This is a genomic window from Pseudomonas sp. JAI120 (genome assembly GCF_014207255.1).
In the GTDB taxonomy this organism is placed as follows: Bacteria; Pseudomonadota; Gammaproteobacteria; order Pseudomonadales; family Pseudomonadaceae; genus Aquipseudomonas.
On the sequence record NZ_JACHCZ010000001.1, the window covers coordinates 2,056,604 to 2,082,446 of the forward strand.

The 25,843-nt window shown below is 59.3% G+C and carries 28 protein-coding genes, 1 tRNA gene and 1 pseudogene; 11 read left to right on the top strand and 19 right to left on the bottom strand.

The features are described 5' to 3' along the window. Window positions 1-10: 10 nt before the first annotated feature. Window positions 11-700: an HAD-IA family hydrolase gene (locus HDC32_RS09665; RefSeq protein ID WP_131699706.1), complete on the bottom strand. Its 690-nt coding sequence runs from the start codon at window positions 698-700 to the stop codon at window positions 11-13. 260 nt (window positions 701-960) lie between these two features. Here HDC32_RS09665 and HDC32_RS09670 point away from each other — a divergent pair. The 7 genes and pseudogenes from HDC32_RS09670 to HDC32_RS09700 all read left to right on the top strand — a co-directional run. Further along, window positions 961-1,212 (top strand): annotated as a pseudogene (locus tag HDC32_RS09670) (type II toxin-antitoxin system RelE family toxin); the annotation flags it as partial. Continuing rightward, the gene (locus HDC32_RS09675; protein ID WP_131699708.1) at window positions 1,196-1,522 is read left to right on the top strand and encodes a helix-turn-helix domain-containing protein; all 327 of its coding nucleotides are present in this window, start codon (window positions 1,196-1,198) and stop codon (window positions 1,520-1,522) included. The pseudogene HDC32_RS09670 and the gene HDC32_RS09675, both read left to right, overlap by 17 nt. A gap of 49 nt (window positions 1,523-1,571) precedes the next feature. Continuing rightward, complete coding sequence (locus HDC32_RS09680; protein ID WP_131699709.1) at window positions 1,572-1,937, top strand: DUF2784 domain-containing protein; 366 nt, start codon at window positions 1,572-1,574, stop codon at window positions 1,935-1,937. Window positions 1,938-1,999: 62 nt separating this feature from the next. Continuing rightward, the gene (locus HDC32_RS09685; RefSeq protein WP_184743696.1) at window positions 2,000-2,578 is read left to right on the top strand and encodes a DUF4337 domain-containing protein; all 579 of its coding nucleotides are present in this window, start codon (window positions 2,000-2,002) and stop codon (window positions 2,576-2,578) included. Window positions 2,579-2,669: 91 nt separating this feature from the next. Then, window positions 2,670-3,005, top strand: a complete 336-nt coding sequence (locus HDC32_RS09690; protein ID WP_131699711.1) for a hypothetical protein — start codon at window positions 2,670-2,672, stop codon at window positions 3,003-3,005. 62 nt (window positions 3,006-3,067) lie between these two features. Then, window positions 3,068-4,108 (top strand): DMT family transporter, encoded by a 1,041-nt coding sequence (locus tag HDC32_RS09695; protein WP_131699712.1) that lies wholly within the window; start codon window positions 3,068-3,070, stop codon window positions 4,106-4,108. 527 nt (window positions 4,109-4,635) lie between these two features. Continuing rightward, on the top strand, window positions 4,636-4,905 hold the full coding sequence (locus HDC32_RS09700; protein ID WP_065924801.1) for a short-chain dehydrogenase: 270 nt from the start codon (window positions 4,636-4,638) through the stop codon (window positions 4,903-4,905). 85 nt (window positions 4,906-4,990) lie between these two features. Here the strand turns inward: HDC32_RS09700 and HDC32_RS09705 are convergent. Next, a tRNA-Ser gene (locus HDC32_RS09705) sits at window positions 4,991-5,080 on the bottom strand. A gap of 336 nt (window positions 5,081-5,416) precedes the next feature. Here HDC32_RS09705 and HDC32_RS09710 point away from each other — a divergent pair. The 3 genes from HDC32_RS09710 to HDC32_RS09720 all read left to right on the top strand — a co-directional run bounded on the left by HDC32_RS09710 (window position 5,417) and on the right by HDC32_RS09720 (window position 8,155). Continuing rightward, the gene (locus HDC32_RS09710) at window positions 5,417-6,109 is read left to right on the top strand and encodes a crotonase/enoyl-CoA hydratase family protein (RefSeq protein WP_131699716.1); all 693 of its coding nucleotides are present in this window, start codon (window positions 5,417-5,419) and stop codon (window positions 6,107-6,109) included. A gap of 212 nt (window positions 6,110-6,321) precedes the next feature. Further along, window positions 6,322-7,044, top strand: a complete 723-nt coding sequence (locus tag HDC32_RS09715) for a 1-acyl-sn-glycerol-3-phosphate acyltransferase (protein ID WP_184743698.1) — start codon at window positions 6,322-6,324, stop codon at window positions 7,042-7,044. Window positions 7,045-7,183: 139 nt separating this feature from the next. Beyond that, entirely contained in the window at window positions 7,184-8,155 is a 972-nt protein-coding gene (locus tag HDC32_RS09720; protein ID WP_131699718.1) for a magnesium and cobalt transport protein CorA, read from the top strand. Here HDC32_RS09720 and HDC32_RS09725 read toward each other — a convergent pair. The 3 genes from HDC32_RS09725 to HDC32_RS09735 form a co-directional block, all read right to left on the bottom strand. Continuing rightward, the gene (locus HDC32_RS09725) at window positions 8,152-8,877 is read right to left on the bottom strand and encodes an amidotransferase (RefSeq protein ID WP_131699719.1); all 726 of its coding nucleotides are present in this window, start codon (window positions 8,875-8,877) and stop codon (window positions 8,152-8,154) included. The genes HDC32_RS09720 and HDC32_RS09725 overlap by 4 nt on opposite strands. Window positions 8,878-8,971: 94 nt before the next feature. Continuing rightward, window positions 8,972-11,116, bottom strand: coding sequence for a 3-hydroxyacyl-CoA dehydrogenase NAD-binding domain-containing protein (locus HDC32_RS09730; RefSeq protein WP_184743701.1), 2,145 nt, complete (start codon window positions 11,114-11,116; stop codon window positions 8,972-8,974). A 16-nt stretch (window positions 11,117-11,132) separates the two neighbouring features. Beyond that, the gene (locus HDC32_RS09735; protein WP_184743704.1) at window positions 11,133-12,338 is read right to left on the bottom strand and encodes an acetyl-CoA C-acetyltransferase; all 1,206 of its coding nucleotides are present in this window, start codon (window positions 12,336-12,338) and stop codon (window positions 11,133-11,135) included. Between the two features lie 649 nt (window positions 12,339-12,987). Between HDC32_RS09735 and HDC32_RS09740 the strand changes: the two genes are divergently transcribed. Further along, a complete protein-coding gene (locus tag HDC32_RS09740; RefSeq protein WP_131699722.1) occupies window positions 12,988-13,794 on the top strand; it encodes a cytochrome c in 807 nt (268 codons plus the stop codon). Between the two features lie 28 nt (window positions 13,795-13,822). On the opposite strand, the gene HDC32_RS09745 is transcribed toward HDC32_RS09740, so the two are convergent. The 14 genes from HDC32_RS09745 to HDC32_RS09810 all read right to left on the bottom strand — a co-directional run bounded on the left by HDC32_RS09745 (window position 13,823) and on the right by HDC32_RS09810 (window position 25,474). After that, window positions 13,823-14,626 (bottom strand): transglutaminase family protein, encoded by an 804-nt coding sequence (locus tag HDC32_RS09745; RefSeq protein WP_131699723.1) that lies wholly within the window; start codon window positions 14,624-14,626, stop codon window positions 13,823-13,825. Continuing rightward, complete coding sequence (locus tag HDC32_RS09750; protein WP_053139428.1) at window positions 14,623-15,573, bottom strand: alpha-E domain-containing protein; 951 nt, start codon at window positions 15,571-15,573, stop codon at window positions 14,623-14,625. Before HDC32_RS09750 ends, HDC32_RS09745 begins: the two co-directional genes overlap by 4 nt. Before the next feature lie 4 nt (window positions 15,574-15,577). Continuing rightward, on the bottom strand, window positions 15,578-16,987 hold the full coding sequence (locus tag HDC32_RS09755; RefSeq protein ID WP_131699724.1) for a circularly permuted type 2 ATP-grasp protein: 1,410 nt from the start codon (window positions 16,985-16,987) through the stop codon (window positions 15,578-15,580). 456 nt (window positions 16,988-17,443) lie between these two features. Further along, a complete protein-coding gene (locus HDC32_RS09760) occupies window positions 17,444-17,785 on the bottom strand; it encodes a ribonuclease E inhibitor RraB (protein ID WP_015885395.1) in 342 nt (113 codons plus the stop codon). Window positions 17,786-17,998: 213 nt separating this feature from the next. After that, complete coding sequence (locus HDC32_RS09765; RefSeq protein WP_048731221.1) at window positions 17,999-18,235, bottom strand: hypothetical protein; 237 nt, start codon at window positions 18,233-18,235, stop codon at window positions 17,999-18,001. 103 nt (window positions 18,236-18,338) lie between these two features. Further along, window positions 18,339-18,944: an START domain-containing protein gene (locus HDC32_RS09770; RefSeq protein WP_131699725.1), complete on the bottom strand. Its 606-nt coding sequence runs from the start codon at window positions 18,942-18,944 to the stop codon at window positions 18,339-18,341. 41 nt (window positions 18,945-18,985) lie between these two features. Beyond that, entirely contained in the window at window positions 18,986-19,240 is a 255-nt protein-coding gene (locus HDC32_RS09775) for a YkgJ family cysteine cluster protein (protein ID WP_017527406.1), read from the bottom strand. 162 nt (window positions 19,241-19,402) lie between these two features. Further along, complete coding sequence (locus tag HDC32_RS09780; RefSeq protein WP_131699726.1) at window positions 19,403-19,894, bottom strand: translation initiation factor 2; 492 nt, start codon at window positions 19,892-19,894, stop codon at window positions 19,403-19,405. A gap of 104 nt (window positions 19,895-19,998) precedes the next feature. Next, complete coding sequence (locus tag HDC32_RS09785; RefSeq protein WP_017527404.1) at window positions 19,999-21,438, bottom strand: PLP-dependent aminotransferase family protein; 1,440 nt, start codon at window positions 21,436-21,438, stop codon at window positions 19,999-20,001. 271 nt (window positions 21,439-21,709) lie between these two features. Then, window positions 21,710-22,525 (bottom strand): OmpA family protein, encoded by an 816-nt coding sequence (locus HDC32_RS09790; RefSeq protein ID WP_184743707.1) that lies wholly within the window; start codon window positions 22,523-22,525, stop codon window positions 21,710-21,712. Continuing rightward, window positions 22,522-22,884, bottom strand: a complete 363-nt coding sequence (locus tag HDC32_RS09795) for a DUF4398 domain-containing protein (RefSeq protein ID WP_184743710.1) — start codon at window positions 22,882-22,884, stop codon at window positions 22,522-22,524. The genes HDC32_RS09790 and HDC32_RS09795 overlap by 4 nt, the downstream gene beginning before the upstream one ends. 9 nt (window positions 22,885-22,893) lie before the next feature. After that, complete coding sequence (locus HDC32_RS09800) at window positions 22,894-23,709, bottom strand: ABC transporter substrate-binding protein (protein ID WP_131699729.1); 816 nt, start codon at window positions 23,707-23,709, stop codon at window positions 22,894-22,896. A gap of 83 nt (window positions 23,710-23,792) precedes the next feature. After that, window positions 23,793-24,722, bottom strand: a complete 930-nt coding sequence (locus tag HDC32_RS09805) for an electron transfer flavoprotein subunit alpha/FixB family protein (RefSeq protein ID WP_184743711.1) — start codon at window positions 24,720-24,722, stop codon at window positions 23,793-23,795. Window positions 24,723-24,724: 2 nt separating this feature from the next. Beyond that, window positions 24,725-25,474, bottom strand: coding sequence for an electron transfer flavoprotein subunit beta/FixA family protein (locus tag HDC32_RS09810; RefSeq protein WP_065924817.1), 750 nt, complete (start codon window positions 25,472-25,474; stop codon window positions 24,725-24,727). Window positions 25,475-25,843: the final 369 nt, after the last annotated feature.

The window sequence follows — 25,843 nt, forward strand, 5'->3', positions numbered from 1 at the left end:
CCTTGTTGGTTCAGGAGATGGGGGGCAGGCCATAGGCCGCCAGGTCGAAGTCCGCAAGCTTGCGGATGATCTGGTCGGCATGCTGGTACTTGCTGTCGGCCATGGCTTCATCGGGCACGGCGATGGCGGTCATACGGGCGGCCTTCGCCGCCGTTACACCAAACGGCGAATCCTCGAACACCAGGCAATCCTCAGGGGCAACGCCCAGGCGGCGCGCAGCGGTGAGGAAGATGTCCGGCGCAGGCTTGGCAGCGCCGACTTCCGGGTCGTCAGCGGTAACGATGGTGTCGAACAAACCAAACCACTCGCGGTGCAAGGTGGTTTTGTGCCCAAACGAATTGCGCGACGAACTGGTGCCCACGGCAATCGGAATGTTGTGCGCCTTCAAGTGCCGCACCAGCGCCTCGGCACCAGGCATGCCCAAGGCCTTGGGAAAGCGCGCGCTCATCAGCGGTTCGCGAATTTCGAGGAATTCAGCCGGGGTAATCGGCAGGTCCAGCGCCTTGACCACATAGTCGGCCAAATCCTGCGCACCGCGCCCGATGATGTGCTGCTTGATGCCCCAATCGTAGGTTCGGCCATAGCGTTCGGCGATGATCTGCGTGACTTCGGTGTAGATGCCTTCCGTATCCAGCAACAACCCGTCCATATCGAAAATCACGGCCTTGATCGGACCGACTGCGGTACGCGGTGCATTCATCACTACACAACCCTGGAGGAAGGACTAAAAGGATTCAGCACAATAACGGCCTGGGTTGCCTGCAAGCAACCTTCGCGGCCAGGTATTGAGTCGGCAAAAGACTGCAGTCTGTGTGCGATCAGTGATTCATACCGCGCAACAGTTTTACCCGCCCGCGTGCGATGCGGCCGTCTAGGGTTTGTGAGAACAGAGCGTCCGCTCGATGGCTCGCCGCTGAAAAATACCCCTTGCAAACCTTATAAAAGACTTATTAACCTCTGATGAACTCAATCCACTGGACCCGAAAAGCCGTCAAGCAATTGCTTCGATTGCATTCGTATCATCAGCAACAAGTGCGCGATGCCGTCTTCGCACTTGAACGCATGCCCGACGCAGTCAACGTCAAAGCGTTGGTCAACCACCCCTGCAGTTACCGATTAAGGGTAGGGCGTTACCGAGTCCTTTTCGATTGGGACGGCGATATCCACGTGGTCAGCATTCAAGAGGTCAAGAAACGTGACGAGCGAACCTACTGCCATACAGATCATCCACAATACGGAGGGCAAGCCAGCTTTCGTGGTGATTCCTTATGAACACTATCTGGCCCAGCAGAACGATCCAAACCTAATCCCCCACGCGGTCGTCAGCCGCCTGGTAGATGGCGCAACTCCGATCCGAGCCTGGCGCGAACACCTGAACCTGACCCAGGAAGAAGTCGCCCAACGCCTGGGCATTTCCCAATCCGCATTTGCCCAGCAAGAGGCGGTGAACAAACCTCGCCGGACGACGCGGGAAAAGATTGCCAAGGCATTTGGCATCAACCCCGGTCAACTGGAGCTATAGCCTCAACGGGACTGTCCGCGCCTCCAGTCACCTAAAAGCGAAACCAAGCATGCTCTATCGTCTAGCCGCAGACAGCCTCGTGCTGTTCCACCTGTGTTTCATCCTGTTCGTACTGTTTGGTGGGCTGCTGGCGCTGAAATGGCGCCCGATTATCTGGCTGCACCTGCCCGCCGCTGCGTGGGGCGTGGCGGTCGAAGTGTTCCACCTGCCCTGCCCGCTGACCCGCTGGGAAAACCTGTTTCGCCACCTCGCCGGGCAGGACGGTTATGGCGGTGGGTTTATCGAACATTACATCCTGACGATGATCTACCCGGCCGGGCTGACGCCACAGATCCAGCTGGGCCTGGGCGGGTTGGTGCTGGCGATCAATATTGCGGTGTATGTGCGCTTGATCCGACGTTACGTACAGGCTTGAGACAGCTTCACTGGTGAAGAATCAGACTCCCTCAGTCCGTTTTCCTTGACCGGCGCGCCCTCATGTCCGAAGCCTTCGAAGTCCCCAGCCCTCACGAAAAACACCTTGAACACACCACCGAACATGCCCACGGCCGTGGGGACAATTTCGCCAGTCGCATCGCCGTCATGACCGCGCTGATGGCCACCCTCGGCGCCATGCTCAGCTACCAGGCCGGCTCCACCGAGAGCGAGGCGGCGATGGACAAGAACAACGCGGCCATCATCAAGACCGAAGCCGCCAACCAGTGGAACTACTATCAGGCCAAATCCAGCCGGCAGAACCTGGCGGAACTCGCGACCCATATTCCCGGTGTGGATGCCGCGCATTACAAGGATGAGATCGAGCGCTACAAAAGCCAGAAGGAAGAGGTACGCAAGCAGGCGGAGAAACTGGAGGCGACCTCAAAGGAATGGGATGACAAATCCGAGCAGGCCCTGCACCAGCACCATCGCTGGGCCCAGGCGATGACCGCGATTCAGATCGCGATTTCGCTGGCGGCGATTACGTTGTTGACGAGAAGGGAATGGTTGAAGCGCATGTCCTATGCGGCGGCGGGTGTGGCGGTGGTGTTAGGTAGCCTGGCGTGGTTGCATATCTGACGGGGGAAGATTGATTTCAATCCCTTGCCGGGGCGATTAAAGTACAGCCCCCGAGAATTGAATCTCGGGCTTTAGTCCATGGAGTTTCCCAGTGAAGTACATCAGTAAAGTGGTTGCAGCAGCAGTTCTCGGTTTCACGCTTGCAGGCTGCACCGGCACCGCCATCAAATCCCCGCAATACGACAGCAGCCAATACACCGTCCTGGGCCACAGTGAAGCCAGCGCCACCGGCATCATGTTGTTCGGCGTGATCCCGATCGGCCAGAACAGCCGTTTCGTGCGCGCCCAGAATGCCGCCATCAAAGCAAAAGGCGGCGATGCGCTGATCAACACCCAAGTGCAGGAAAACTGGTTCTGGGCCTGGGTGCTGAGCGGTTACACCACCAAGATTTCCGGTGATGTGATCAAGCTGAAAACCGCGCAGTAAAATCGCCCGGGCTTTCACCTGAGCCCGCGACGTATCATGGGCCGACCTTTCGAGGACGGCCCATGAACCTCAGTATCCTCTACGCACTCGCCGCCGCCGCGCTGTTCGGCGCCAGCACCCCGCTCGCTAAAAACCTCGGCCTGGGCCTCTCGCCCGTGCTGCTCGCCGGCCTGCTCTACCTCGGCAGCGGCGTCGGCCTCGCCGGCGTGCGCCTGATCCGTGATCGTGGCTGGAAACCCAGCGGACTGACCCCATCGGAATGGCCCTGGCTGCTCGGCGCCATCGCATTCGGCGGCATCCTCGGGCCGGTCGCGTTGATGTTCGGCCTGACCCGCACCGCCGGCGCAACCGCCTCCCTGATGCTCAACCTGGAATCGGTGCTGACCGCCGTTATCGCCTGGGTCGTGTTCAGGGAAAACGCCGACCGTCGCATCGTCCTGGGGATGATCGCCATCGTGCTGGGCGGCGTGGTGTTGTCAGGGGCCGACGGCGGTGGCACGAGCCACGATTGGACGGGGCCGCTGGCGGTTGCCGTGGCGTGCCTGTGCTGGGGGATCGATAACAACCTGACACGCAAAGTGTCTGCGTCGGACGCGCTGTTTATCGCCGGGGCCAAGGGGTTGATTGCAGGGCTGGTGAATGGCGGATTGGCGCTTTATCTCGGGGCGCAGATCCCGGGCATGGCGCAGCTGGCGCCTATCTTGCTGGTTGGCTTTCTGGGCTATGGCATCAGCCTGGTGATGTTCGTGCTGGCGCTGCGCGGACTGGGCAGTGCACGCACGGGAGCCTATTTTTCCACCGCGCCGTTCCTGGGTGCCGCGATTGCGGTGCTGATGTTGGGTGAATCAGTGACACTGGCTTTCTGGATTGCATCGGCGTTGATGGCCGTGGGCGTTTGGCTGCACCTGACGGAACGGCATGCCCATGAACATCAGCATGACGCGACGGAACACGGGCATCGGCATGTGCATGATGAACATCATCAACATGAGCATGGGTTTGAGTGGGATCCGAAGGTGCCGCACAGTCATGTGCATACGCACAGTGCGATGAAACATAGCCATGCGCACTTTCCGGATGTGCATCATCGGCATAGGCATTGAGGGAGGCCCCACTACCTCTTCGACGTAGCGCTGTCGCGCAGCAAACTGGGACCTCTGTGGCGAGCGGGCTTGCCCCGCGCTGGGGTGCGAAGCGCCCCTGATGAAGACGAATGAGGTGTATCAGGCACTCCTCTGCGCCTGGTTTTGGGGCTGCTGCGCAGCCCAACGCGGGACAAGCCCGCTCGCCACAGGAATGCGGTCGCCCGAAATTGCTTATGCAAGGCTCAAGACTTTAGGGTGAAATATTAAATCTTAAAAATCAGTAAGTTATTTTAAGTTTGATAAGAGATGTATTGCACAGCAGCAATAGATTTGAGCAACTTCCTACAAAGCTCTCAGAAGCGCCACTCTCCCACTTCAAAACCGCCCAGCCTATAGTCCCTCGGTCGCTGATATGGCGACCGGGTTTGGCGACTCGAGGACAATCAAGACGGAACGTAGACGAGGTCATTGTCCACGCTATTCCCGTTAACGGTTTAGCGTGAAAAGGCTTCGTTGTTTTTATATTTGTCTTAATGGAGTCACTCATGAACCAATACATGGCCCTCACCAGCAACGATAGCGCCACTCCTGCTCTTTTTGTCGATACAACCGCACCACTGGAAATCCTCCTCGACGCCGCGACCTATCGACTTCGTGCCGTGACACAGGTCCTAGAGAACCTTGCGCTGCGCGGTGAAATAAATAGCGATGCGGTCGTACTCAGCGATTTTGCCTTACTGTGCTCAATCCCGTTACGCGACGGGTGTGACTTGCTGGACGTCATAGGGCGAAGGATGGATACACCAAGCGAATGATTTGAATTAGGTTAGTGTTTCAAACCCTAGAAAACACAAAACCCCTGGGTTCTCTCGAAACCAGGGGTTTTGTTTACATCGAATTTGGCGGTGAAGGAGAGATTCGAACTCTCGATACAATTTCTTGTATACACACTTTCCAGGCGTGCTCCTTAAGCCACTCGGACACTTCACCGTATCTCGTCAAACCAGTTCAGTCTGTCGAGGCGCGCTAATGTAGTCGAAAGCCTTTCTGATGGCAAAGGTTTTTTTCAGAATTTTCATGCGGTTAGACGGCTATGCCGGTAGTCGCCCGGCAAGGGGTGGTGATTCTGCCATTCTTGGGCATGGGCGGCCTGCGTCCGGGGCGGGTGTTGCGCCCTGCCTCAGGCCTTGCAGCGCTTAGCCTGCGGGAAAAGTCTGACTGGGCAGTCAGTCACGGCGCTTTACCGGGGCGGGCGTGGTGGGTAACGTCTGCGCATGCGCCGCTATAAACAGCCTCTCTATAACAAATCCTACAAGGAACCGCGTCATGAGTGAGTTGATTACTTACCACCTCGAAGACGGTATCGCGACCCTGACCCTGAGCAACGGCAAGGTGAATGCCATTTCTCCGGATGTGGTCAGTGCGTTCAATACAGCGCTGGACCAGGCCGAGAAAGATCGGGCGGTGGTGGTGATCACCGGCACGCCGGGGATTCTGTCGGGTGGTTATGATTTGAAGGTGATGACGGCCGGCCCTAAAGAAGCCATCGGCCTGGTGACGTCGGGTTCGACGTTGGCGCGTCGCCTGTTGTCGCACCCGTTCCCGGTGATTGTGGCGTGCCCTGGGCATGCGGTGGCCAAGGGTGCGTTCCTGTTGTTGTCGGCAGATTATCGGATTGGGGTGGAAGGCCCGTTCAGCATTGGCCTGAATGAGGTGGCGATCGGCATGACCATGCACCACGCCGGTATCGAATTGGCGCGGGACCGTCTGCGTAAATCGGCGTTTCATCGGTCGGTGATCAATGCCGAGATGTTTGACCCGCAAGGCGCGTTGCAGGCCGGCTTCCTCGACAAGGTGGTGGCACCTGAAGAGCTGCAGGCGGCGGCCCTGGAAGCGGCACGTCAGTTGAAGAAATTGAATATGAATGCGCATAAGCACACCAAGCTGAAGGTGCGTAAGGCGCTGCTGGAGGCGTTGGATGAAGCAATCATCCAGGATCAGGGCCATATCCTGAGTTAAGCCCTACAACCGAAACATCAAAGCCCGACCTTGCGTCGGGCTTTTTCTTACACATGAATCCGAAACATCTTTAGCCGCTCTAGCCTGCCTGTGTCGGTACATGTTGAAACATGTGCTTAAACATCGCCCATCTCCTACCTCTTTAGGGGCAATTGCCGAATACAGTGCACATCCGTACACTGCGCCACCTTTTGTCACGATGGGCCGTGTCGATGCTTTTTCTGTTACGTATGCTGTTGATGGGCCTGCACTTTATGGTCGCCGGTGTACTGGGCGTTCTGCTCGGGGCCTGCCGGCCGTTCAACCCGGACAACAGTCGTTTATGCGCGCGCCTCTATGCGCTGCCGGCCATGTGGATTCTGGGGCTGAAGGTGAAGACCGATGTCGACTCCTTGCGCAACAAGCCCGGCACGTGCGTGATCATCGCTAACCACCAGTCCAACTATGACCTGTTTGTGCTGGGCACCGTGGTGCCCCATCGCACCGTGTGTATCGCCAAAAAGAGCCTGAAATGGGTACCGCTGTTCGGCCAGTTGTTCTGGCTGGCGGGCAATGTGCTGATCGACCGCGGCAATGCGCACAAGGCACGTCGCGCGATGCTCACCACCACTCATACGTTGCAACATCAGGACACGTCGATCTGGGTGTTTCCGGAAGGCACGCGCAACCTGGGCAAGGGCTTGTTGCCGTTCAAGAAAGGCGCGTTTCATATGGCCATCGCCGCTGGCGTGCCTATCGTGCAGGTGTGTGTCAGCAATTACGTCACCCATATGCGGCTCAATCGCTGGAACAGTGGTGATGTGCTCATACGCTCGTTGCCGCCGATTCCTACTGTGGGCCTGACTTCGGATGACATCCCGCAGTTGATGCAGACCTGTCAGGCGCAGATGGATGAGTGCATTACAGCGATGGATCGCGAAGTGCAATCCGCCTGAACCCCTTATGGGGGGCTTGGCCCCCATCGCAAACAAGCTTGCTCGTCACAAAAAGCGAGCACCTGCAAACGCCGCAACGGAACGTCATTCAAGCTAAGCTGCCCAACACCTGTCCTCCTAATAAGAAGTGATCAGCACCATGGGTAGAGTTGTTGCGGCCGCCGTGTACAGCGCCGGAAAGAAAGTCACTGATATCACCCTCGACGAAGGCGCGGCCTGGGCCGCCAAACCCGGGCACTTTGTGTGGATCGGCCTGGAAGAGCCCGACGCCCAGGAGCTGGCCAATCTACAACGCCAGTTCAACCTGCATGAACTGGCCATCGAAGACGCCCTGGAAAAACACAGCCGCCCCAAGTTGGAAACCTTCGGTGATGCGCTGTTTATCGTCACCTATTCACCGGTGCGCGAGAACGGCAAGCTGGAGTTTATCGAGACCCATATCTTCGCCGGCAACGGCTACATCATCACCGCACGCAATGGTCACTCGGCGTCCTACGGTTTTGTGCGCCAGCGTTGTGAGGCGCGCCCGCTGTTGCTGGAGCATGGGGAAGATTTCGTACTGTATGCCCTGTTGGATTTCGTCACCGAAAACTACCAGCCGGTCAGCGAGGCGATCCACGCCGAGATCGATGAACTGGAGCACAACGTGCTGTGCAGCTCGCTGAGCGAGCGCGATATCCAGAAGATCCATGGCCTGCGCCGCGATGTGCTGCGGCTCAAGCGTTATGTGGCACCGATGGTGGAGATCAGCCAGGAGCTGCAGAAGCTGAGCTTCCCGTTTATCGACAAGAACATGCGCCCGTATTTCCGTGACGTGCAGATCCACGTAACGCGGCAGATGGAAGACCTCACCACCCTGCGCGACATCGCCAGCCAGACCATCGAGATCGGTGTATTGCTGGAGGCCTCGCGCCAGAGCGTGGTGCAGCGCAAGTTTGCCGCATGGGCGGCGATCCTGGCGTTCCCCACCGCAGTGGCGGGGATTTATGGGATGAACTTCCAGAACATGCCCGAGCTGCAATGGCACTACGGCTATTTTGCGGTGCTCGGGTTTATTGCGTTCGGTTGCACGGGCTTGTGGGCCAGTTTCAAGCGCTCGGGCTGGCTTTAAACCCGGGCCTCAGGCTTGTGCGCCACGAAGCGCATCATCCATTCCGCCACGGTCACGCCGTGGTGGTCGCGCGCCAGGCTGGCTACGCCGTTTGTGTAGATTTTTTCACCCAGGGTTGTCTGAAGAATCTCCAGCAACTCGCGGGAATAGTCATGGATAAATTCCGGATGCCCCTGGAAGCACAGCACTTGGTCGCCGATATGGTAGGCGGCGAACGGGCAGAATTCGCTGGAGGCGATGACCGTGGCATTGTCCGGCAAGGTGGTGACCTGGTCCTGGTGGCTGATCAATAGCGTCAGCTCTGGCACTTCCGGGCTCATCCACGGTGCTTTGGCATCGAGTTTGTAGTCGTGAATGCCCATGCCCCAGCCCTGCCCCGCGCGCTCGGCCTTGCCGCCCAGCAGCAGGGCCAGCAATTGGTGGCCGAAGCAGATGCCCAGCAACTTGTCGCCGCGTTCATAGCGTTGGAGCAGGTAGGTCTTGAGGGTCTGGATCCAGGGGTCGGTGCCGAAGGAATCGGCCTTGCTGCCGGTCACCAGGTAGGCGTCGAACACTTCGTCGTCCGACGGGTATTCGCCCTGCACCACGTTGTACACAACGAATTCGGCGGCAATCGGCTGCTTGGAGAACAGGCGCTTGAACATCTGCCCATACCCTTGGTACTGATCGATCAAGCCTGGACGCAGGATATCGGTTTCCAGGATACAGACGCGTAGCGACATAAAAAATACCTGACACGGTGATGGGAATAATGCACACCCCAGAGCCTGCCTTGAAATACCCTGACAAGGCAAGCCCTGTACATACCCAAAACCGTCAGAAGGTCGTGTTCTGCGCAGCTTTCTCCAACAGCAACGCCGGCGGTGAGAACCGCTCCCCATACTGTTCGGCCAGGTAGCGGGCGCGGGCGATAAAGTCGTTGAGGCCGTACTGGTTGATAAACTGCAACGCGCCACCGCTCCAGGCGGCAAAGCCAATCCCGAAGATCGACCCCACGTTGGCGTCCGCGGTGGACATCAACACGCCCTCCTCCACGCAGCGCACGGTCTCGATGGCCTGGATAAACAGCAAACGGTCGCGCACATCCTGCGCCGAAATCTGCTGGTCGGCCCGCTCGAAGCGCGCTTTCAACTCAGGCCACAAATGCTTCTGCCCGCCCGCCGGGTACTCGTAAAAACCGCCCCCCGCCGCCTTGCCCGCGCGTTTGTACTCGTTCACCAACAGATCAATTACCAGCGTCGCCGGATGATTCGGCACTGCTTTACCTTCCGCCTGCAGATCCTTGGCAGCCTGCTGTCGGATATGGCTCATCAGGCTGAGGGACACTTCGTCGGACACCGCCAACGGCCCCACCGGCATACCTGCCTTGCGCGCTTCAGTCTCGATCATCGGCGCAGCCACGCCTTCGCCCAACATGGCGATGCCTTCATGGGTGAAGGTGCCGAACACCCGCGAGGTGAAGAACCCACGACTGTCGTTGACCACGATCGGAGTTTTCTTGATCTGCAGGACGAAGTCGAAACCCCGGGCCAGGGTTTCGTCCGAAGTGCGGGCGCCCTTGATAATTTCCACCAGGGGCATCTTGTCCACCGGGCTGAAGAAATGCAGGCCGATGAACTTGCCTTGATCCGGCACCGCCGTGGCCAGGCCGCTGATGGGCAAGGTGGACGTGTTGGAGGCGATGACCGCGTCGGCGCCGACCACACTGTGTGCGGCAGCCGAGACCTTGGCCTTGAGTTCACGATCTTCGAAGACGGCCTCGATGATCAGGTCGCAGCCGACCAGATCAGTATCTGAAGCCGTAGGATGAATCAGCGCGAGGGTGGTTTCGCGCTCCTCGGCGGTTAATTGCCCACGGCTGACCTTTTTGTCCAACAGCGCCGCCGAATGTGCCTTGCCCTTCTCGGCGGCTGCCAGGTTGATGTCCTTGAGCACGACATCGATGCCCGCACAGGCGCTGACATAGGCGATGCCGGCGCCCATCATCCCGGCGCCGAGCACTCCGACCTTACGTGTCACGTAAGGCGCAAAGCCCTGAGGCCGCGAGCTGCCGGCGTTGATTTCATTGAGCTGGAACCAGAAGGTGCCCATCATGTTTTTCGCCACCTGCCCGGTGACCAATTCGGTGAAGTAGCGGGTTTCAATCAGGTGCGCGGTATCGAAGTCCACCTGCGCGCCTTCCACGGCGGCGCAGAGGATTTTTTCCGGGGCCGGGAAGCAGCCATGGGTTTTACTGCGCAAAATCGACGGTGCGATGGCGAGCATTTGCGCAACTTTCGGGCTGGACGGCGTACCGCCGGGAATCTGATAGGTCTTGTTGTCCCACTGCTGTTTGGCCTGCGGATTGGCGAGAATCCAGGCGCGGGATTTGGCCAGCAGTTCAGTAGGATCCGCTGCCAACTCATCGATCAGTCCCGCTTGCAGGGCCTGCTGTGGCCGGACTTTTTTGCCTTCGAGCAAATACGGCAAAGCCTTTTCCAGCCCCAGCATGCGCACCATACGCACCACGCCCCCGCCGCCTGGCAGCAGGCCAAGGGTGACCTCCGGCAAACCGAGCTGCACCGACTTGTCATCCAGCGCGACGCGGTAGTGACACGCGAGGCAAATCTCCCAACCACCGCCGAGGGCTGCGCCATTGATGGCGGCCACCACCGGCTTGCCGAGGGTTTCCAGGCTGCGCAGTTGCGCCTTCAACACCAGGACGCTGTCGTAGAAATCCTTGGCGTGGGCCTTGTCGACCTTGATCAGTTCATTGAGGTCGCCGCCGGCGAAAAAAGTCTTCTTCGCCGAGGTGATAACCACACCGGCAATGTCGTCCTTTTCCGCTTGCAGGCGTGCGACGGTGGCCGCCATCGCCTCACGGTACGCGGCGTTCATGGTGTTGGCGCTCTGGCCGGGCATGTCGAGGGTCAGCACCACGATCTGGTCCTGGCCTTTTTCGTAACGAATGGCATCGGTCATGACAAATTCCTTGGGCTCAGAGACGTTCGATAATGGTGGCGATGCCCATGCCGCCGCCGACACACAGAGTGGCCAGACCGTAGCGCTGCTGGCGCACCTCCAGTTCGTCGAGCAGGGTGCCGAGGATCGCGCAGCCCGTGGCGCCCAGCGGGTGGCCCATGGCGATGGAGCCGCCGTTGACGTTGACGCGCGCGGCGTCGATGCCCATGTCCTTGATGAACTTGAGCACCACCGAGGCGAAGGCCTCGTTGACCTCGAACAGATCGATGTCTTCTACGCGCAAACCGGCCTTGGCCAGCGCTTTGCGGGTGGCCGGCGCCGGGCCTGTGAGCATGATGGTCGGGTCGGTGCTGGTGACGGCCGTGGCGACGATGCGCGCCCGAGGTTGCAAGCCCAGCTCGCGGCCCTTCGCTTCGGAGCCGATCAACATCAATGCGGCGCCGTCGACAATGCCGGAGCTGTTGCCCGGTGTGTGGACATGATGGATGCGTTCCACGTGGCTGTAGACCCGCAATGCGGTGGCGTCGAAGCCCATCTGCCCCATCATTTCAAAGCTGGGCTTGAGCTTGCCCAGGCCTTCGAGGGTGGAGTCGGCGCGAATGAATTCATCATGGTCCAGCAGCACAATGCCGTTCTGGTCCTGCACCGCGATCAACGACTTGTTGAAGGACCCGTCTGCACGCGCCCTGGCGGCTTTCTGCTGGGACTGTAGGGCAAAGCTATCGACGTCCTCACGGGTGAAACCTTCCAGGGTGGCGATCAGGTCGGCGCCAATGCCCTGGGGCGTGAAATGGCTATGCATATTGGTTTGCGGGTCGAGCACCCAGGCGCCGCCATCGCTGCCCATGGGCACGCGGGACATGGACTCCACGCCGCCGACCACCACCAGGTCCTCAAAGCCGGAACGCACTTTCATCGCGCCGAGGTTGACCGCTTCCAGGCCGGAGGCGCAGAAGCGGTTGACCTGTACCCCTGCAACGCTGACGGCCCAGTCCGCCACCAAGGCAGCGGTCTTGGCGATGTCGGCGCCCTGGTCGCCCACCGGGGTGACGCAGCCGAGCACGATGTCATCCACCTGCTGGGTGTCGAGGTCATTGCGTTGCGCCAACGCGGTGAGCAAGCCCGCCACCAGGTTTACCGGCTTGACGCCGTGCAAGGCGCCGTCGGCCTTGCCCTTGCCGCGGGGCGTGCGTATCGCATCAAAGATCAAAGCTTGGGTCATGACGTCCTCGAACCGCTGTGCATGTGTGCCCTTACCTTAGGCCCGATTGACACGGTTTCAATGACGGATGCGCTCATTGCTTTTGACCGCCACGCTCGGACGAACGGTAGGGACCTAAGGTAATTGCCTGATTAATCGTTTTAGCTGTCTAGCCAAGGCATTGGCGCCAAGATGGCGTTATGCCTCATGCCTTTTTAAGTAGAAATACTTATTAAGTGATATGAAATGGGTCTAAGCGGCGCATAACTAGGGCTCTAAGGTTCAATTAGTAAGAAGTTGCTGCCGGGTTTTGCTGGAGCAGCTGTAAGAAAAGCGACACGTCACGTTGCGATACTGAAATACACCGGCACGCATTTGACGCTCAGGAATAACAACAAAAGGCAGTCAGCCATGTTCAAACATTCGAAAGTACGTCAGGCGGGACTTATTCTGTTCGCCACCACCCTGATTCTGATCTTGCCCAACCTGACCAAGGTTATTGGGTAAAGGTCCGACCCCTCCATTCTGTGCACTTATTGCATCAGGATTACTGCTTTTGGCAGCACCTGCCGGGACTTCGTGCATAGCGATCCTGTTGCAGGGGCTGCCTTTTTACCCGCGTTTTTCCGGTATCGTGAGCCCTATCGCCACTTAATACGGGGCCGCCGCCTTGAAACCGATCTTCGCATTCCTAGCCGTGTTGCTCGCCCTGCCCGCTTCGGCGGCGCAATTGACCGTCGAGCTGGATCACACCCGCAAGACGTGGCAAACCGCTGACCTGCTCAAGCATCCGGACGCGCAGACAGTGCAGGTCGTTGATGACGTTTCCTACAAGCGCAACATGACCTATCGCGCAGTCCCGCTGGCAGTGCTCCTACCGGATATCCAGCCCGATAACCATCTGCAAGCCGTTGCCCTGGATGGATTCGCCGCGGAACTGACGGCCGCACCGTTGCTGCAAAAAAACGGCGCCCGCGCCTGGCTGGCCGTGGAAGACCCGGCCCACCCATGGCCCCCATTGGCAGACGGCAAGCCGAGTGCCGGGCCGTTCTACCTTGTATGGACCGATCCGCAGGCCGGACATATCAGCCCGGAGCAGTGGCCATTCCAGATTTCCGCGATCAAGCAGTTGAAGACCGTAGCTGAACGTTTTCCCGCGTTGTTGCCCGACCCGACATTGGCGGTCGATGATCCGGTCAACCAGGGCTTTGCGCTGTTCCAGAAGAACTGCCTGGCCTGCCACCGCCTCAATGGCGCCGGCGATGCACAGGTGGGACCCGACCTGAATGTTCCCTACAATCCTACGGAATATTTCAGCGGCGACTTCCTCAAGCGCTATATCCGCGACCCGCAGAGCCTGAGGCACTGGCCGCAGGCGAAGATGCCAGCGTTCGCCGCCAGTGTGTTGCCTGACAGCGAGCTGGAGTTGCTGGTGGGGTACTTGAAGCATATGGCGGGGCGTAAACAACAACACTGACCCCACCTTAATCTCTGTGGCGAGCGGGTTATTGCTGCTGGACCAGGACCACCGGCGTCGGCGCCACGAACACCTTGGCATGCATCTGCTCATGCCCACCGCCACGGCGCATGCCGCGCACCGGGCAGGCGTCGAGGTAGTCCAGGCCCACAGCGAGTTTCAAATGCCGCTCCGGCCGGGCCAGTTGGTTGGTCACGTCAAAGCTGTACCAGGCGTCATCCAGCCAGGCTTCGGCCCAGGCGTGGCTGGCCAGGTGGGTGCTGTCTTCAGTGTACAAATACCCCGACACATACCGCGCAGGAATGCCCAGGCTGCGCGCGCAGGCCAGGAACGCATGGGTATGGTCCTGGCACACCCCCGCCCGCCCAGCGAAGGCCTGGGCGGCGCAGGTGTCGACTTCGGTGGCACCCGGCGTGTAGACCATCGACTGGTTGAGGGCGTGCATCAGGTCGATCAACGCGGTGCGATCACGCCGCTGGTGGCAATGCTGTTGCGCAAAGGCGCGCAGGGCTTCGTCGGGCTCGGTCAGGCGAGTACAGCGCAGGAACGGAAAGGCTGACTGGCTCTCGTGTTCAGCCTCACGCAGCTCATCGATATCCACCTGGCCACGGGCGCCGATGATGATCGCGTCGTGGGGTTCGTCCAGGGTCAGAACGTGCAGGATGTTGCCGAACGGGTCTATCTGCGCGCGCACCGGGCGTGGCAGGTCCAGTTGCCAACTGAGCACATGCTGGCGCTCGCTGTCGTGGGGCGTGAGGCGCAGGTACTGGATGCTGGCGCGTACCTGGTCGTCGTAGTGGTAAGTGGTTTCGTGACTGATGGAGAGTCTCATGCAGCCTCCAGGTAGGAACTGTAGATGGCGTCGCCCAACTGGCGAACCAAGGGGATAAAGTCGGTCAGCCAGGCGTGCAGGCCTTCCTCGAGGATTTCATCGATGGCGGTAAACCGCAGGCGCGCGTCCATCTCGGCGGCCAGGCGCTGGGCCGGACGGCCGTTGATGCCGGGCAGGCTGGCGAGGATCTGGTCGATCTCTTCACTGCAGGCCCGCAGCGAGCGCGGTACATCGGCGCGCAACAGCAACAGCTCCGCGACTTGTCGGGCCCCTGGGGCGTCCCGGTAGATCTCGGTGTAGGCCTCGAACGACGATAACGCGCGCAGCAAGGCACTCCATTGATAGTAGGCGTGGGCGGTGCCATCAGTGACGGCGTCGGCCTGGTCGCCGGCCATTTCATAACGCGCATCCAGCAGGCGCAGGGTGTTGTCGGCGCGCTCGATAAACGTACCCAGCCGAATAAAACGAAAGGCGTCATTGCGCATGATGGTGCCGTAGGTCGCCCCCCGAAACAGATGGGAACGCTCCTTGACCCACTCGCAAAACCGGCTCATGCCGTAGCGGCTGAGGCCCTGCTGTGAGATTTCGCGAATATCCAGCCACGTGGCGTTGATGTTTTCCCACATGTCCGCGGTAATTCGCCCACGAACGGCATGGGCACTGGCCCGCGCGGCGCCGAGACAACTGTAGATACTGGCCGGGTTGGCCGCATCCAGTGCGAAAAAATGCAACAGGCGTTCGGCATGCAATTCACCGTGGCGCTCGCGATAATCATCCAGCGTGCCGGTGATCAACAGCGGCATGGCCAGTTCATGCAGGCCATCACCGCGCCCATCCTGGGGCATCAGCGACAGCGAATAACTGACATCGAGCATGCGCGCGAGGTTTTCAGCGCGTTCCAGGTAGCGCGACATCCAGTACAAATCCGAGGCAGTTCTACTCAACATGGCATCAGTCCTCGACCACCCAGGTGTCTTTGGTGCCGCCGCCCTGGGATGAATTGACCACCAGCGACCCTTCGCGCAGCGCGACACGGGTCAAACCGCCGGGTACCACCCGGGTTTCCTTGCCGGACAACACGAACGGGCGCAGGTCGATATGGCGCGGCGCAATGCCGTTTTCGACAAAGGTCGGACAGGTGGATAAGCACAGGGTTGGCTGAGCGATATAGGCGTGGGGCTTGGCCTTGATGCGGGCGCGGAAGGCTTCGATTTCAGCGGCCGTGGACGCCGGCCCCACCAGCATGCCGTAGCCGCCGGAGCCCTGGGTTTCCTTCACCACCAGGTCCGGCAGGTTGGCCAGCACGTGTGACAATTCGTCGGGCTTACGGCATTGGAAGGTGGGAACGTTCTGCAGGATCGGTTCTTCATCCAGGTAAAAACGGATCATCTCGGTGACGAAGGGGTACACAGACTTGTCATCCGCTACCCCGGTGCCGATGGCATTGGCCAGCACCACATTGCCCGAGCGATACGCCGCCAGCAGGCCAGGCACGCCGAGCATGGAGTCCGGGTTGAACGCCAGCGGGTCGAGGAATGCGTCATCAAGGCGACGGTAGATCACGTCCACGGCTTTGGGGCCGTCGGTGGTGCGCATGAATACGCGGTCGTCGCGCACGAACAGGTCGGCGCCTTCCACCAACTCCACACCCATTTCCCGGGCTAAAAACGCATGCTCAAAGAACGCGCTGTTGAAGCGCCCCGGGGTCAGTACCACCACGCTGGGGTTATCCAGGGGGCTGGCACTTTTAAGGGTATCGAGCAGCAGGTTGGGGTAATGGTCGATCGGCGCGATACGCTGGGCGGCGAACAACTCGGGGAACAGGCGCATCATCATCTTGCGGTCTTCGAGCATGTAGCTCACACCGCTGGGTGTACGCAGGTTGTCTTCCAGCACGTAGTAGGTGCCGTCGCCATCGCGTACGAGGTCGACCCCGGAGATGTGGGAATACAGATCGCGGTGCAGGTTCAGCCCCTGCATCGCCAACTGGTATTGCTCGTTAGCCAGCACCTGTTCGGCGGGAATGATCCCGGCCTTGATGATGCGTTGGTCGTGATAGAGGTCGGCGAGAAACATGTTCAGCGCCTTGACCCGTTGGATGCAGCCACGTTCGACCATTCGCCATTCGCTGGCGGGAATGCTGCGAGGGATGGTGTCAAAAGGAATCAGGCGCTCGGTGCCCTGCTCGTCCCCGTAAAGCGTGAAGGTGATCCCGGCGCGGTGAAACAGCAAGTCGGCTTCGCGCCGGCGCTGGGCCAGCAGTTCAGCGGGGGTTTCGGACAACCAGCGGGCGAACTCGCGGTAGTGAGGGCGAACCTGCCCTGCCCCATCGTACATTTCGTCGTAATAAGTGCGGATCATGCCGTACTCCTTGTCACCCGGACGCAAGAACCATCGCAAGGCCCGTGCCAGAGGCATAAACACTTAAAAATCAGTGGGTTGAATATAAGCAAAGACCTGATCGCACCGTCCTGGTGCGCAGAATCCCCACTGCACTGCTGCACGCTTCATGGCAATGCAAGCTTTGGCTATCAACAGCATAGTCAGAGTTGATTTCACTGCCCACGCAAGCCTGCGGATAATCGGCCCCATCAGTTGAACAGGACACGTCCTACAGCCTTACCCATCCCGCACTCGGTACCTTGAGGCTCGTGTACTGACCGGCTCCTACGGTCTTCCCTTTCAGCCACCCTTTTCGGGTGGCTTTTTTTTTGGTGCAAGAAAGGGCAGCGCAAGTTCCGCAAACCTTCACGCAGCCCATACAAAATCGGCCGACCCTAAGGTCAGCCGATACGCTGCGTTGCTCATACAGTCGCGCTACATGGGTAACCCACGCACCTCCTGCTTGACGCCCCATCCTTCGATGATCCCTCCCAGCGGCTCGACCACCGCTTCAAAGTCTTGCTCGAAGTCTCCTATGCCGTCGTAGGTTGCAAACATGATCTTGCTCAGTTCCAAGTACCAGGCGCCATCGTCGCGCGCACTGACTTGGGCATTCAGGGACTCGCCACGAAATTCACCCGCAGCCCTGCGCGCCCGTTCCTCATCCGGGAAAATGGCGTAGAACTCAATGGGGTGGAAACGTGAAAAGTCGAAGCCGCCTTCTTTCATGCGGCGCAGAACGTTGGTGCTGATGTCTTCTTGATAGGCTGTGCTCATGAAACGTCCTCCTCAAACCGATGGATAGACTTTCCGTGCTTCCCAAAGCCCGCGCGCTGACGGCGCGGGTACCACGGCAACAACATCACCACGGGAAAACAAGCATGTAGCTGACAAGACCAGACCTTAGCGATTCATTCGCTGATCTCACTTGCAGAGTAGCGCGAAGCTATCACCTCCACCAGAGGTGCTTGAATGGCATACAGGGAATATTCAGGCGGCGGGAGAGATGTCGAGGATTTGAATACTGTTCTGATCTTTGAGGATCTTGACCGTTGGCTCGGGTTTGCGCCCCTCAAGATCATTGAGGTCCAGTTCGGCGGCCACCGGCACCAACTTGTTGCGAATCATGTGTGCCGCATCTTCGAGGCTGGGCTTCTGCTCGCAGGTGAACTGCTCCACGGACTGTACGCCGTGATCATCAACGAAGGTAATCTGCCACTTTTGCATCGGTGCCTCCTCGATAAAACCCGTGTGTGGGTTCACAACTATCTGGACCTTGAGGGCTCGGCAAACGTTCCACTCAGGTCAGGAGGCACCGGATCAACTGCGTTTATTTTTCAGCGTGTTCTTTCAAGGCTTTCAAGGTGTTGAACGGCGCCTCCACCACGAACTTGTTGGCCAACCACGACGGGACGCTGCCGCCTGGCTCGGTGTGTACCTGGTAGGTGACTTCGGTCTCATTGGCGCCTTTAGGCACCAGTTTCCAGAAGCCCTCGACCTGGGCGACACGCACGTAGCCTTTTTCTTCGGGCTTGTAGGTCGGCACGCCCTGCAACTTGCGGGTTACGCTGCCGTCGGCGTCCTTGGTGGTGGTGACATGGATGTACGAATCACGATCGGTCACCGGGAACGGCGCCTTGAACTGGGTGTAGGTCCAGGCCTCATCGCCTTTCTTGTCGACCAGCTTCTGGGATTTGCACTCATGAATCCACGAACAGGCGCCGACCACATCTTCCTGCAGGGCCTGGATCTTGGCGACAGGCGCCTTGATCACGGTCACACCGCGATACGCCTTGTATTTGGAGCCGGCGACTTCGCTCAGGGACACCTTGATACCGTCTTCATCCTTGGCGACTTGCCAATCCTCAGCCTGGGCAGTGGCAGTAAATAACAGCGTAAAACCGCACAGCACAGCCAGTCGTTTCAGCGAACCCATTGTTTTATTCCTTATTGTTGAAGTTCCAATAGTAAAGCCCATCAAGCCGCCGTCATCTGCTCCCACCAGCCGATCAACCGGATCGCATCGGCCTGGTCGGTGCCGCAGACATCGATATCCGCCTTGAAATCACTGCACACCGCCGGGCGCTCCGGTTGGCCGAACAGTTGGCACAACTGTTCGACCGACAGGTGCAGGCAGCGTTCGCCCGCCGGTTTGCCATTGGGCATTCCGGGTAAGGGCGAACTGATGGAGGGGGCGATGCAGCAGGCGCCACAGCCTTCACGGCAATTCATGACCAGCAGGTCCTCGACGACTCAATAGGGATGGCCGGGCTAGAGTACGCCCTTAAACAGCCGTTTTAAAATGGTCTAACAGGGGTTTTTCGCACAAAACAAAAGTGACCGATCAGTCTGCGACAGATGGTCGATGGCCTGCGTCACTTCTTAGGAAAAAGTTTACTGCTTGAACTCGAACTCCAACGCAGCACCTTCCACTTCACGGCGCTCTTCGTTGCGCAATTGCAGCTTCATCTCATTGCTGAGCAAACGGCCGTTGATCTGGAACGCACTGTTGTCGGTGGGCTTTTCACCGAACATCGGCGGCAACAACGGCACGCTTTTGGGCTTGGGCATGGTACCCAAGGGCTGCAGATGCCTGACCATGTCCGAAGGCAGGGACAAATCCAACTGTGCCGGTGGCAGCTTGGTTTGCGCCACTTCCTGGGCTGACTTGGATTTTTTCGCCGTCGACGCCCGTTTTTTCGCCGTGGTGGTTGGCTTCTTCGCGACGGGGGCTTGCTTGGCGGAGGTTGGTTTTTTTACCGGGGCATCCTGCTGGGTATCGGCAGCAGGCTTGTTTTCAGCCACGGGTGCCGCCGCCAGCACTGTGCTGACGTTACACAGGCTCAACAGGCCAACCACCAAAGCAGCGCGAACAATCGAGGTCATATTGCCTACAGCATTAACGGCAGAGGGCCATATGCTCGCTTGTTGTGCGCGGCATGACAAGCACGGTGATCAGCCAGCTATCGGCGTTGTCCCTTTTCGACACCTCAAAAGCCGGCTGCGGTTTCCTGGCATAACTGGCTGGCCAGCATCCCCAGGGTCATCAGCGCGCGCTCTGCTTCGCGGTTCCACGGTGTGCCGCAGTTAAGGCGAATACAGTGGTTGAACTGCTCGGTGTTGCTGAAGATCAACCCCGGCGCAATGCTGATGCCCTGTTGCAGGGCACGCACGTGCAGTTCCTGAGTATTTACCCGCCCAGGCAAACTGACCCACAAGATAAAGCCGCCCGTCGGACGGGTCATCTGGGTGCCTTCCGGGAAATACTGCTGCACCGCCAGTTGGAAGGCGCTGAGATTCTTGCGGTATTCCTGGCGAATGTAACGCAGGTGCCGATCGTAGCCACCGTTCTCCAGGTACGCCGCCACGCCCATCTGGGTGACGCTGCATGCCGAGTGGGTGCTGAACATTTGCAGGCGCTGGATTTCCTGCTGGTACTTGCCGGCGATCATCCAGCCGATGCGCACACCCGGCGACAAGGTCTTGGAGAAACTTGAGCAATAGATGACCCGGTCGAGGCGGTCGTAGGCCTTAAGGGCTTTGGTGCGGCCGAGTTCGAACATCAGTTCGCCGTAAATATCGTCTTCGACAATCTGGATATCGAAATCCGACGCCAGGCGCAGCAACTGTTTCTGCCGTTCCTCGGGCATGGTGCCGCCCAGGGGGTTGCTCAGGCGGGTGGTCAGCACCAGGGCCTTGATCGACCATTGGTTGGCCGCCAGTTGCAAGGCTTCCAGGCTCATGCCGGTAGACGGGTCGCTGGGGATCTCGATGACCTTGAGGCCCAGCAGGTCGGCCAGTTGCAGCAAGCCGTAATAGGTCGGTGATTCAGCCGCGATCAAGTCGCCGGGGCGTGTCAGCACCCGCAGGGACATCTGCAATGCATCAACACAGCCATGGGTGATCACCACTTCGGAAGGGTCCACCACTACGCCGGCGTCACGCATGCGAATCGCCACCTGACGGCGCAGCGGCTCGAAACCGGGGCTGAACATGTAGCTGAAAGCGCGTGGGCTCTGGAAGCGCGTGACCTTGGCCAATTGCTGGTGCAGCGCCCGTACCGGCAAATAATCAACGCTCGGCACGGCGGCGCCCAACGGGAATACGCCTTCGCGGCGCGACTCGCCCAATACCTGCTGGATAATGCTGCTGCGGGTGACCAACCCCGGGCGCTCGACCCGCGCGATGTCCGGCGTCGGCGCCGTCAGCGCTGGCGTCTGGTGCACGTAGTAACCGGACTGCGGCCGCGCCCGGATCAGCCCCTGGTCTTCCAGGTTGGCATAAGCCTGCAATACCGTGGCGTGGCTGACATTGAGCTGGGAGCTCATCTTGCGCACCGAAGGCACGCGCTCACCCGGTTGATAGACACCGCGACGGATATCCTCAGCCAGTTGCTGGGCGATACGTTGGTAAAGCAACAGATTGGTCATGACGCAGCACTCGATTTCACGGGTATTTTATTTTTGTGTGAAACATACCGGCACAGTTTAGAAGTGTACGGGGACAGTTGCCACAATAGTCGAGCGCGGCTGGCAGTGATAGCAAAAACTGTAAGGGTGGCGGATAGAATTTTCAGGGGTGTGCAGAAAAATGTGGGAGGGGGCTTGCCCCCGATGACGGAGTGTCAGTCACCCAAAATATTGACTGAACCACCGCTATCGGGGGCAAGCCCCCTCCCACACTTTTGATTTGCGCAAGGCTTCAGCGCGCGGCGCCCAGTTGGCCTTTTTCGTCGGAGAACACTATTTCCACGCGACGGTTCTGCGCGCGGCCACGTTCGGAGGCGTTGGCTTCCACCGGGTACTGGTCGCCGTAGCCCTCAACCTGGATGCGTTTTTCGTCGATCCCCAGATCCACCAGCACATCGGCCACCGATTGCGCACGATCACGGGACAGTTTGAGGTTTTCCTGCTGACCGCCCGTATTGTCGGCGTACCCCTCGATGCGCACTACACGCTTGGGGTTCAGTTGCAGGAACTGCACGATTTTCAACACGGTGCGGTTGGCCGAGTTTTTCAACTCCGCTTCACCGGTATCGAACAGCACGTCGCCCAGGGTCATCACCAGGCCACGATCAGTCTGGGTGGTGGTCAGGCTGGCGATCTGTTCTTCGAGCCATTTACCCTGCTGCTGCACGCTGATCAGCTTGCTTTCACGCAGGGCCAATTGCAGGCGCTGGCGTTCCAGTTCGAGCTTGGCAGCACGTTCTTCGTTGAGTGCCTGCTCGGTGTGTTCGCGGGCAATGGCGCTGTAGCGCTGGCTCAGGTAGGCGTAATGCACCACGTCGGCACCGCTGCCCCAGTAGCTGGACAAGCGGTCGGCCCGTGCCAGGGATTCACCGGCGCGGATGACGTCCTTGGGTGCGATACGCAGCACGTTGGCGTCTTCCTTGACCTTCTGAAAGTCGCTGCCCGCCTGTTGCAAGGCCTGTTCGCCATTGGGGTGGCTGGCACAACCGCCGAGTGCCGCACTGCCCAACAGCACAGCACACCCCAGACCACGGATCATCGGTTTCATTGGGCTTCTCCCAGCTGCAATTGCTTGCGCAGGCGCGTGATGCGGGTGTTGAGCACGTTCAGTTGTTCCTGGCTCTTGCGGGTCAGTACTTGGGCTTCGGCCAGGCGCGCATCCAGCTCGGCCTGTTCGGCCTGCATGCGCGCGTCCTTGTAGGATTGCTCGGCCATGTCGGCCTTGGCCCGGGCGAATTTGTCCTCGGCCAGTTTAAGTTCGGGTGATTCATCGGCGCTGGCGCCCACGGCGTTGGCTTGTACCAGGGCTTGCTGGGTAAGACGAATTTGTTCATTCGGCGCAGGATCGGCTGCACATCCCGCCAGAGCGACAACGGCGAGGGTCGCGAAAAAAGGTCGAAGAGTCACTGAAAATCCCTACTTTGTTGGGGTGCCGACGGGTTGTTGCAATTGCGCTTTCCAACGCTCCAGATTGCGCTGCAACGCGGCTTCCGTCACACCAGACCCGCGCAATTCTGTCATCTTTTTGGCCAGCTGTCCGCGCAGCCAGGGATCATTGCAGGCCGAGTTATGGGAAATCGCCAGGTACAGGCCGGGCTGATCGACGGGCACATCGCGGGCTACCAGGTCATTGCTCATGCCCAGGGTCTGGGCCATGGCCATGCCGGAGTAACGCCCGGCAAGCACATAGTCCACTTCCCCCAGCAGCAGTTTCTGAAAGGCCGGGGTCAACGTGGGCAGGCGTTGCAGGGTCAGTTGCTGGGCGGCGAAGGTTTCAAAGTCGCGGCTCAAGCGCGCACGTTCCGACACCGCGCCCTTGTGACCATGCAGGTCGGCCGCCGTGGTGTAGGCCAGTGCCGAATCCTTGCGGGTCCAGACCAGATAATCGAGCTGCACCAGCTCCGGGTGGATGTAGTCGAGGGTTTCCAGCTCGCCAAGGTTCAGCGGTGCATCGGCGAGGATGTCCATGCGCCCGCTGCGCACTTCGTCCAGGGCCTGGGAGCGCTTGCCACCGTAAAGCAGGTCGATTTTCAACCCAAGATCCTTGGCTACCTGCTGCAATACGTCGGCGGTGGCGCCGATCAGGTGCGTCGGGTCTTGGGGATCGCGCCACAGCAGCGGCGGTGCGTCCGGGCTGCCGGTGATCACCAGGCGATCACATTTTCCGGCGGCCAGGGTCAGGCTCGGCAGCAGCGTAAGTCCCAGCAGTACGGCCCAGGGGCGCAGTTCCATGGCGGTTTCTCCGGTGTTCAAAAAAGCCAGGCAAAAAAAAGCCCGGTCACAAGACCGGGCTCTTTATAAGTGAAGCGGCTGGATTAGACCAGCTTCTCCAACTCAGGTACGGCTTCGAACAAGTCCGCCACCAGGCCGTAATCGGCCACCTGGAAGATCGGTGCTTCTTCGTCCTTGTTGATCGCGACGATCACTTTGGAGTCTTTCATACCGGCCAAGTGCTGGATCGCGCCGGAGATACCGACGGCGATGTACAGCTGTGGCGCAACGATCTTGCCGGTCTGGCCGACCTGCATGTCGTTGGGTACGAAGCCTGCGTCGACGGCCGCGCGGGAGGCGCCGACCGCAGCGCCGAGCTTGTCGGCCAGGGCGTACAGGTGCTTGAAGTTGTCACCGTTCTGCATGCCACGGCCGCCGGAAACGACGATCTTGGCAGCAGTCAGCTCAGGACGGTCCGACTTGGCCAGCTCTTCGCCGACAAAGCTGGACGTGCTAGCGTCGTGGGCCGCAGCAACGGCTTCAACGGCAGCCGAACCACCTTCAGCGGCAACCGGATCGAAACCGGTGGCACGCACGGTGATGACTTTGACGGCAGCAGTCGATTGCACGGTAGCGATGGCGTTACCGGCGTAAATCGGACGCTTGAAGGTGTCGGCGCTTTCTACCGAAACGATTTCGGAGATCTGGTCAACGTCCAGCTGTGCGGCAACGCGCGGCAGGATGTTTTTGCCGTTGGAGGTGGCGGCAGCCAGGATGTGGCTGTAGCCAGCGCCGAGCTCTGCTACCAGAGGGGCGACGTTTTCCGGCAGTTGGTGAGCGTAAGCGGCGTTGTCGGCCAGCAGTACTTTGCTCACGCCAGCGACTTTGGCTGCGGCTTCAGCCACGGCGCCAGCGCCTTGACCGGCGACCAGTACGTGGATGTCGCCACCGATTTTAGCGGCAGCAGCAACAGTGTTCAGGGTGGCCGGGGCCAGCACCTTGTTGTCGTGTTCAGCGATTACCAAGATAGTCATTTTTAGATTACCTTCGCTTCGTTTTTCAGTTTCTCGACCAGTTCAGCCACGGACTTGACCTTGATGCCTGCGCTGCGTGCAGCCGGCGCTTCGACTTTGACGGTCTTGTTGGTGGAGGCGGTGGAAACGCCCAAAGCATCCGGAGTCAGCACTTCGAGAGGCTTCTTCTTGGCTTTCATGATGTTTGGCAGGGACGCGTAGCGCGGCTCGTTCAAACGCAGGTCGGTGGTGACGATGGCCGGCAGTTTCAGGGAAACCGTCTGCGCGCCGCCGTCGATTTCACGGGTCACGGCAACGTTGTCGCCGCTCACTTCGACTTTCGAAGCGAAGGTGCCCTGGCCATAACCGGTCAGTGCAGCCAGCATCTGGCCAGTCTGGTTGTTGTCGCTGTCGATCGCCTGTTTGCCGAGGATCACCAGTTGAGGCTGTTCCTTGTCGACAACAGCTTTGAGCAACTTGGCCACGGCCAGGGAGGTCAGCTCTTCAGCGGACTCGACCAGGATAGCGCGGTCGGCACCCAGTGCCAGGGCGGTACGCAGCTGCTCTTGAGCAGTGGTCGGGCCGATGGAAACCACAACGATTTCAGTCGCCACGCCTTTCTCTTTCAGGCGTACGGCTTCTTCCACGGCGATTTCACAGAAAGGGTTCATCGACATCTTGACGTTAGCAAGGTCGACGCCGGAATTGTCCGCCTTGACGCGAACTTTCACGTTGTAATCGACAACGCGTTTGACAGCTACAAGAACCTTCATGGATTCCTCGTTACTCTCCGGTGAAAAGAAAGTCGCCTAGGCGAACCTGGCGGTTGATGCTCATCGGCACACAAGGGCACCTCCAAAAACGGCGGCGAATGACCTTGCTCACGGGAAATGATGACCGTTCGTCAGTGGTGACTGGGAGGTCATTCTTTATCGCGGCGTGTAAACTGCGCGCTATCAATTAAACGCGCGTCACCTGTTTTGCCTTTGCCGTGCTTTTGGACGTGCTCTTGAAACCTACAGTCTGCCTACGGTCTGTGCAAAACCGACCGTATATTGACCGGAACGCCTATTCTGGTCAATACGGCAAAATGGCCAGTCATAAGCCGCGTTGCTTTGATTTACCTAGCCTGCGGGCAATTC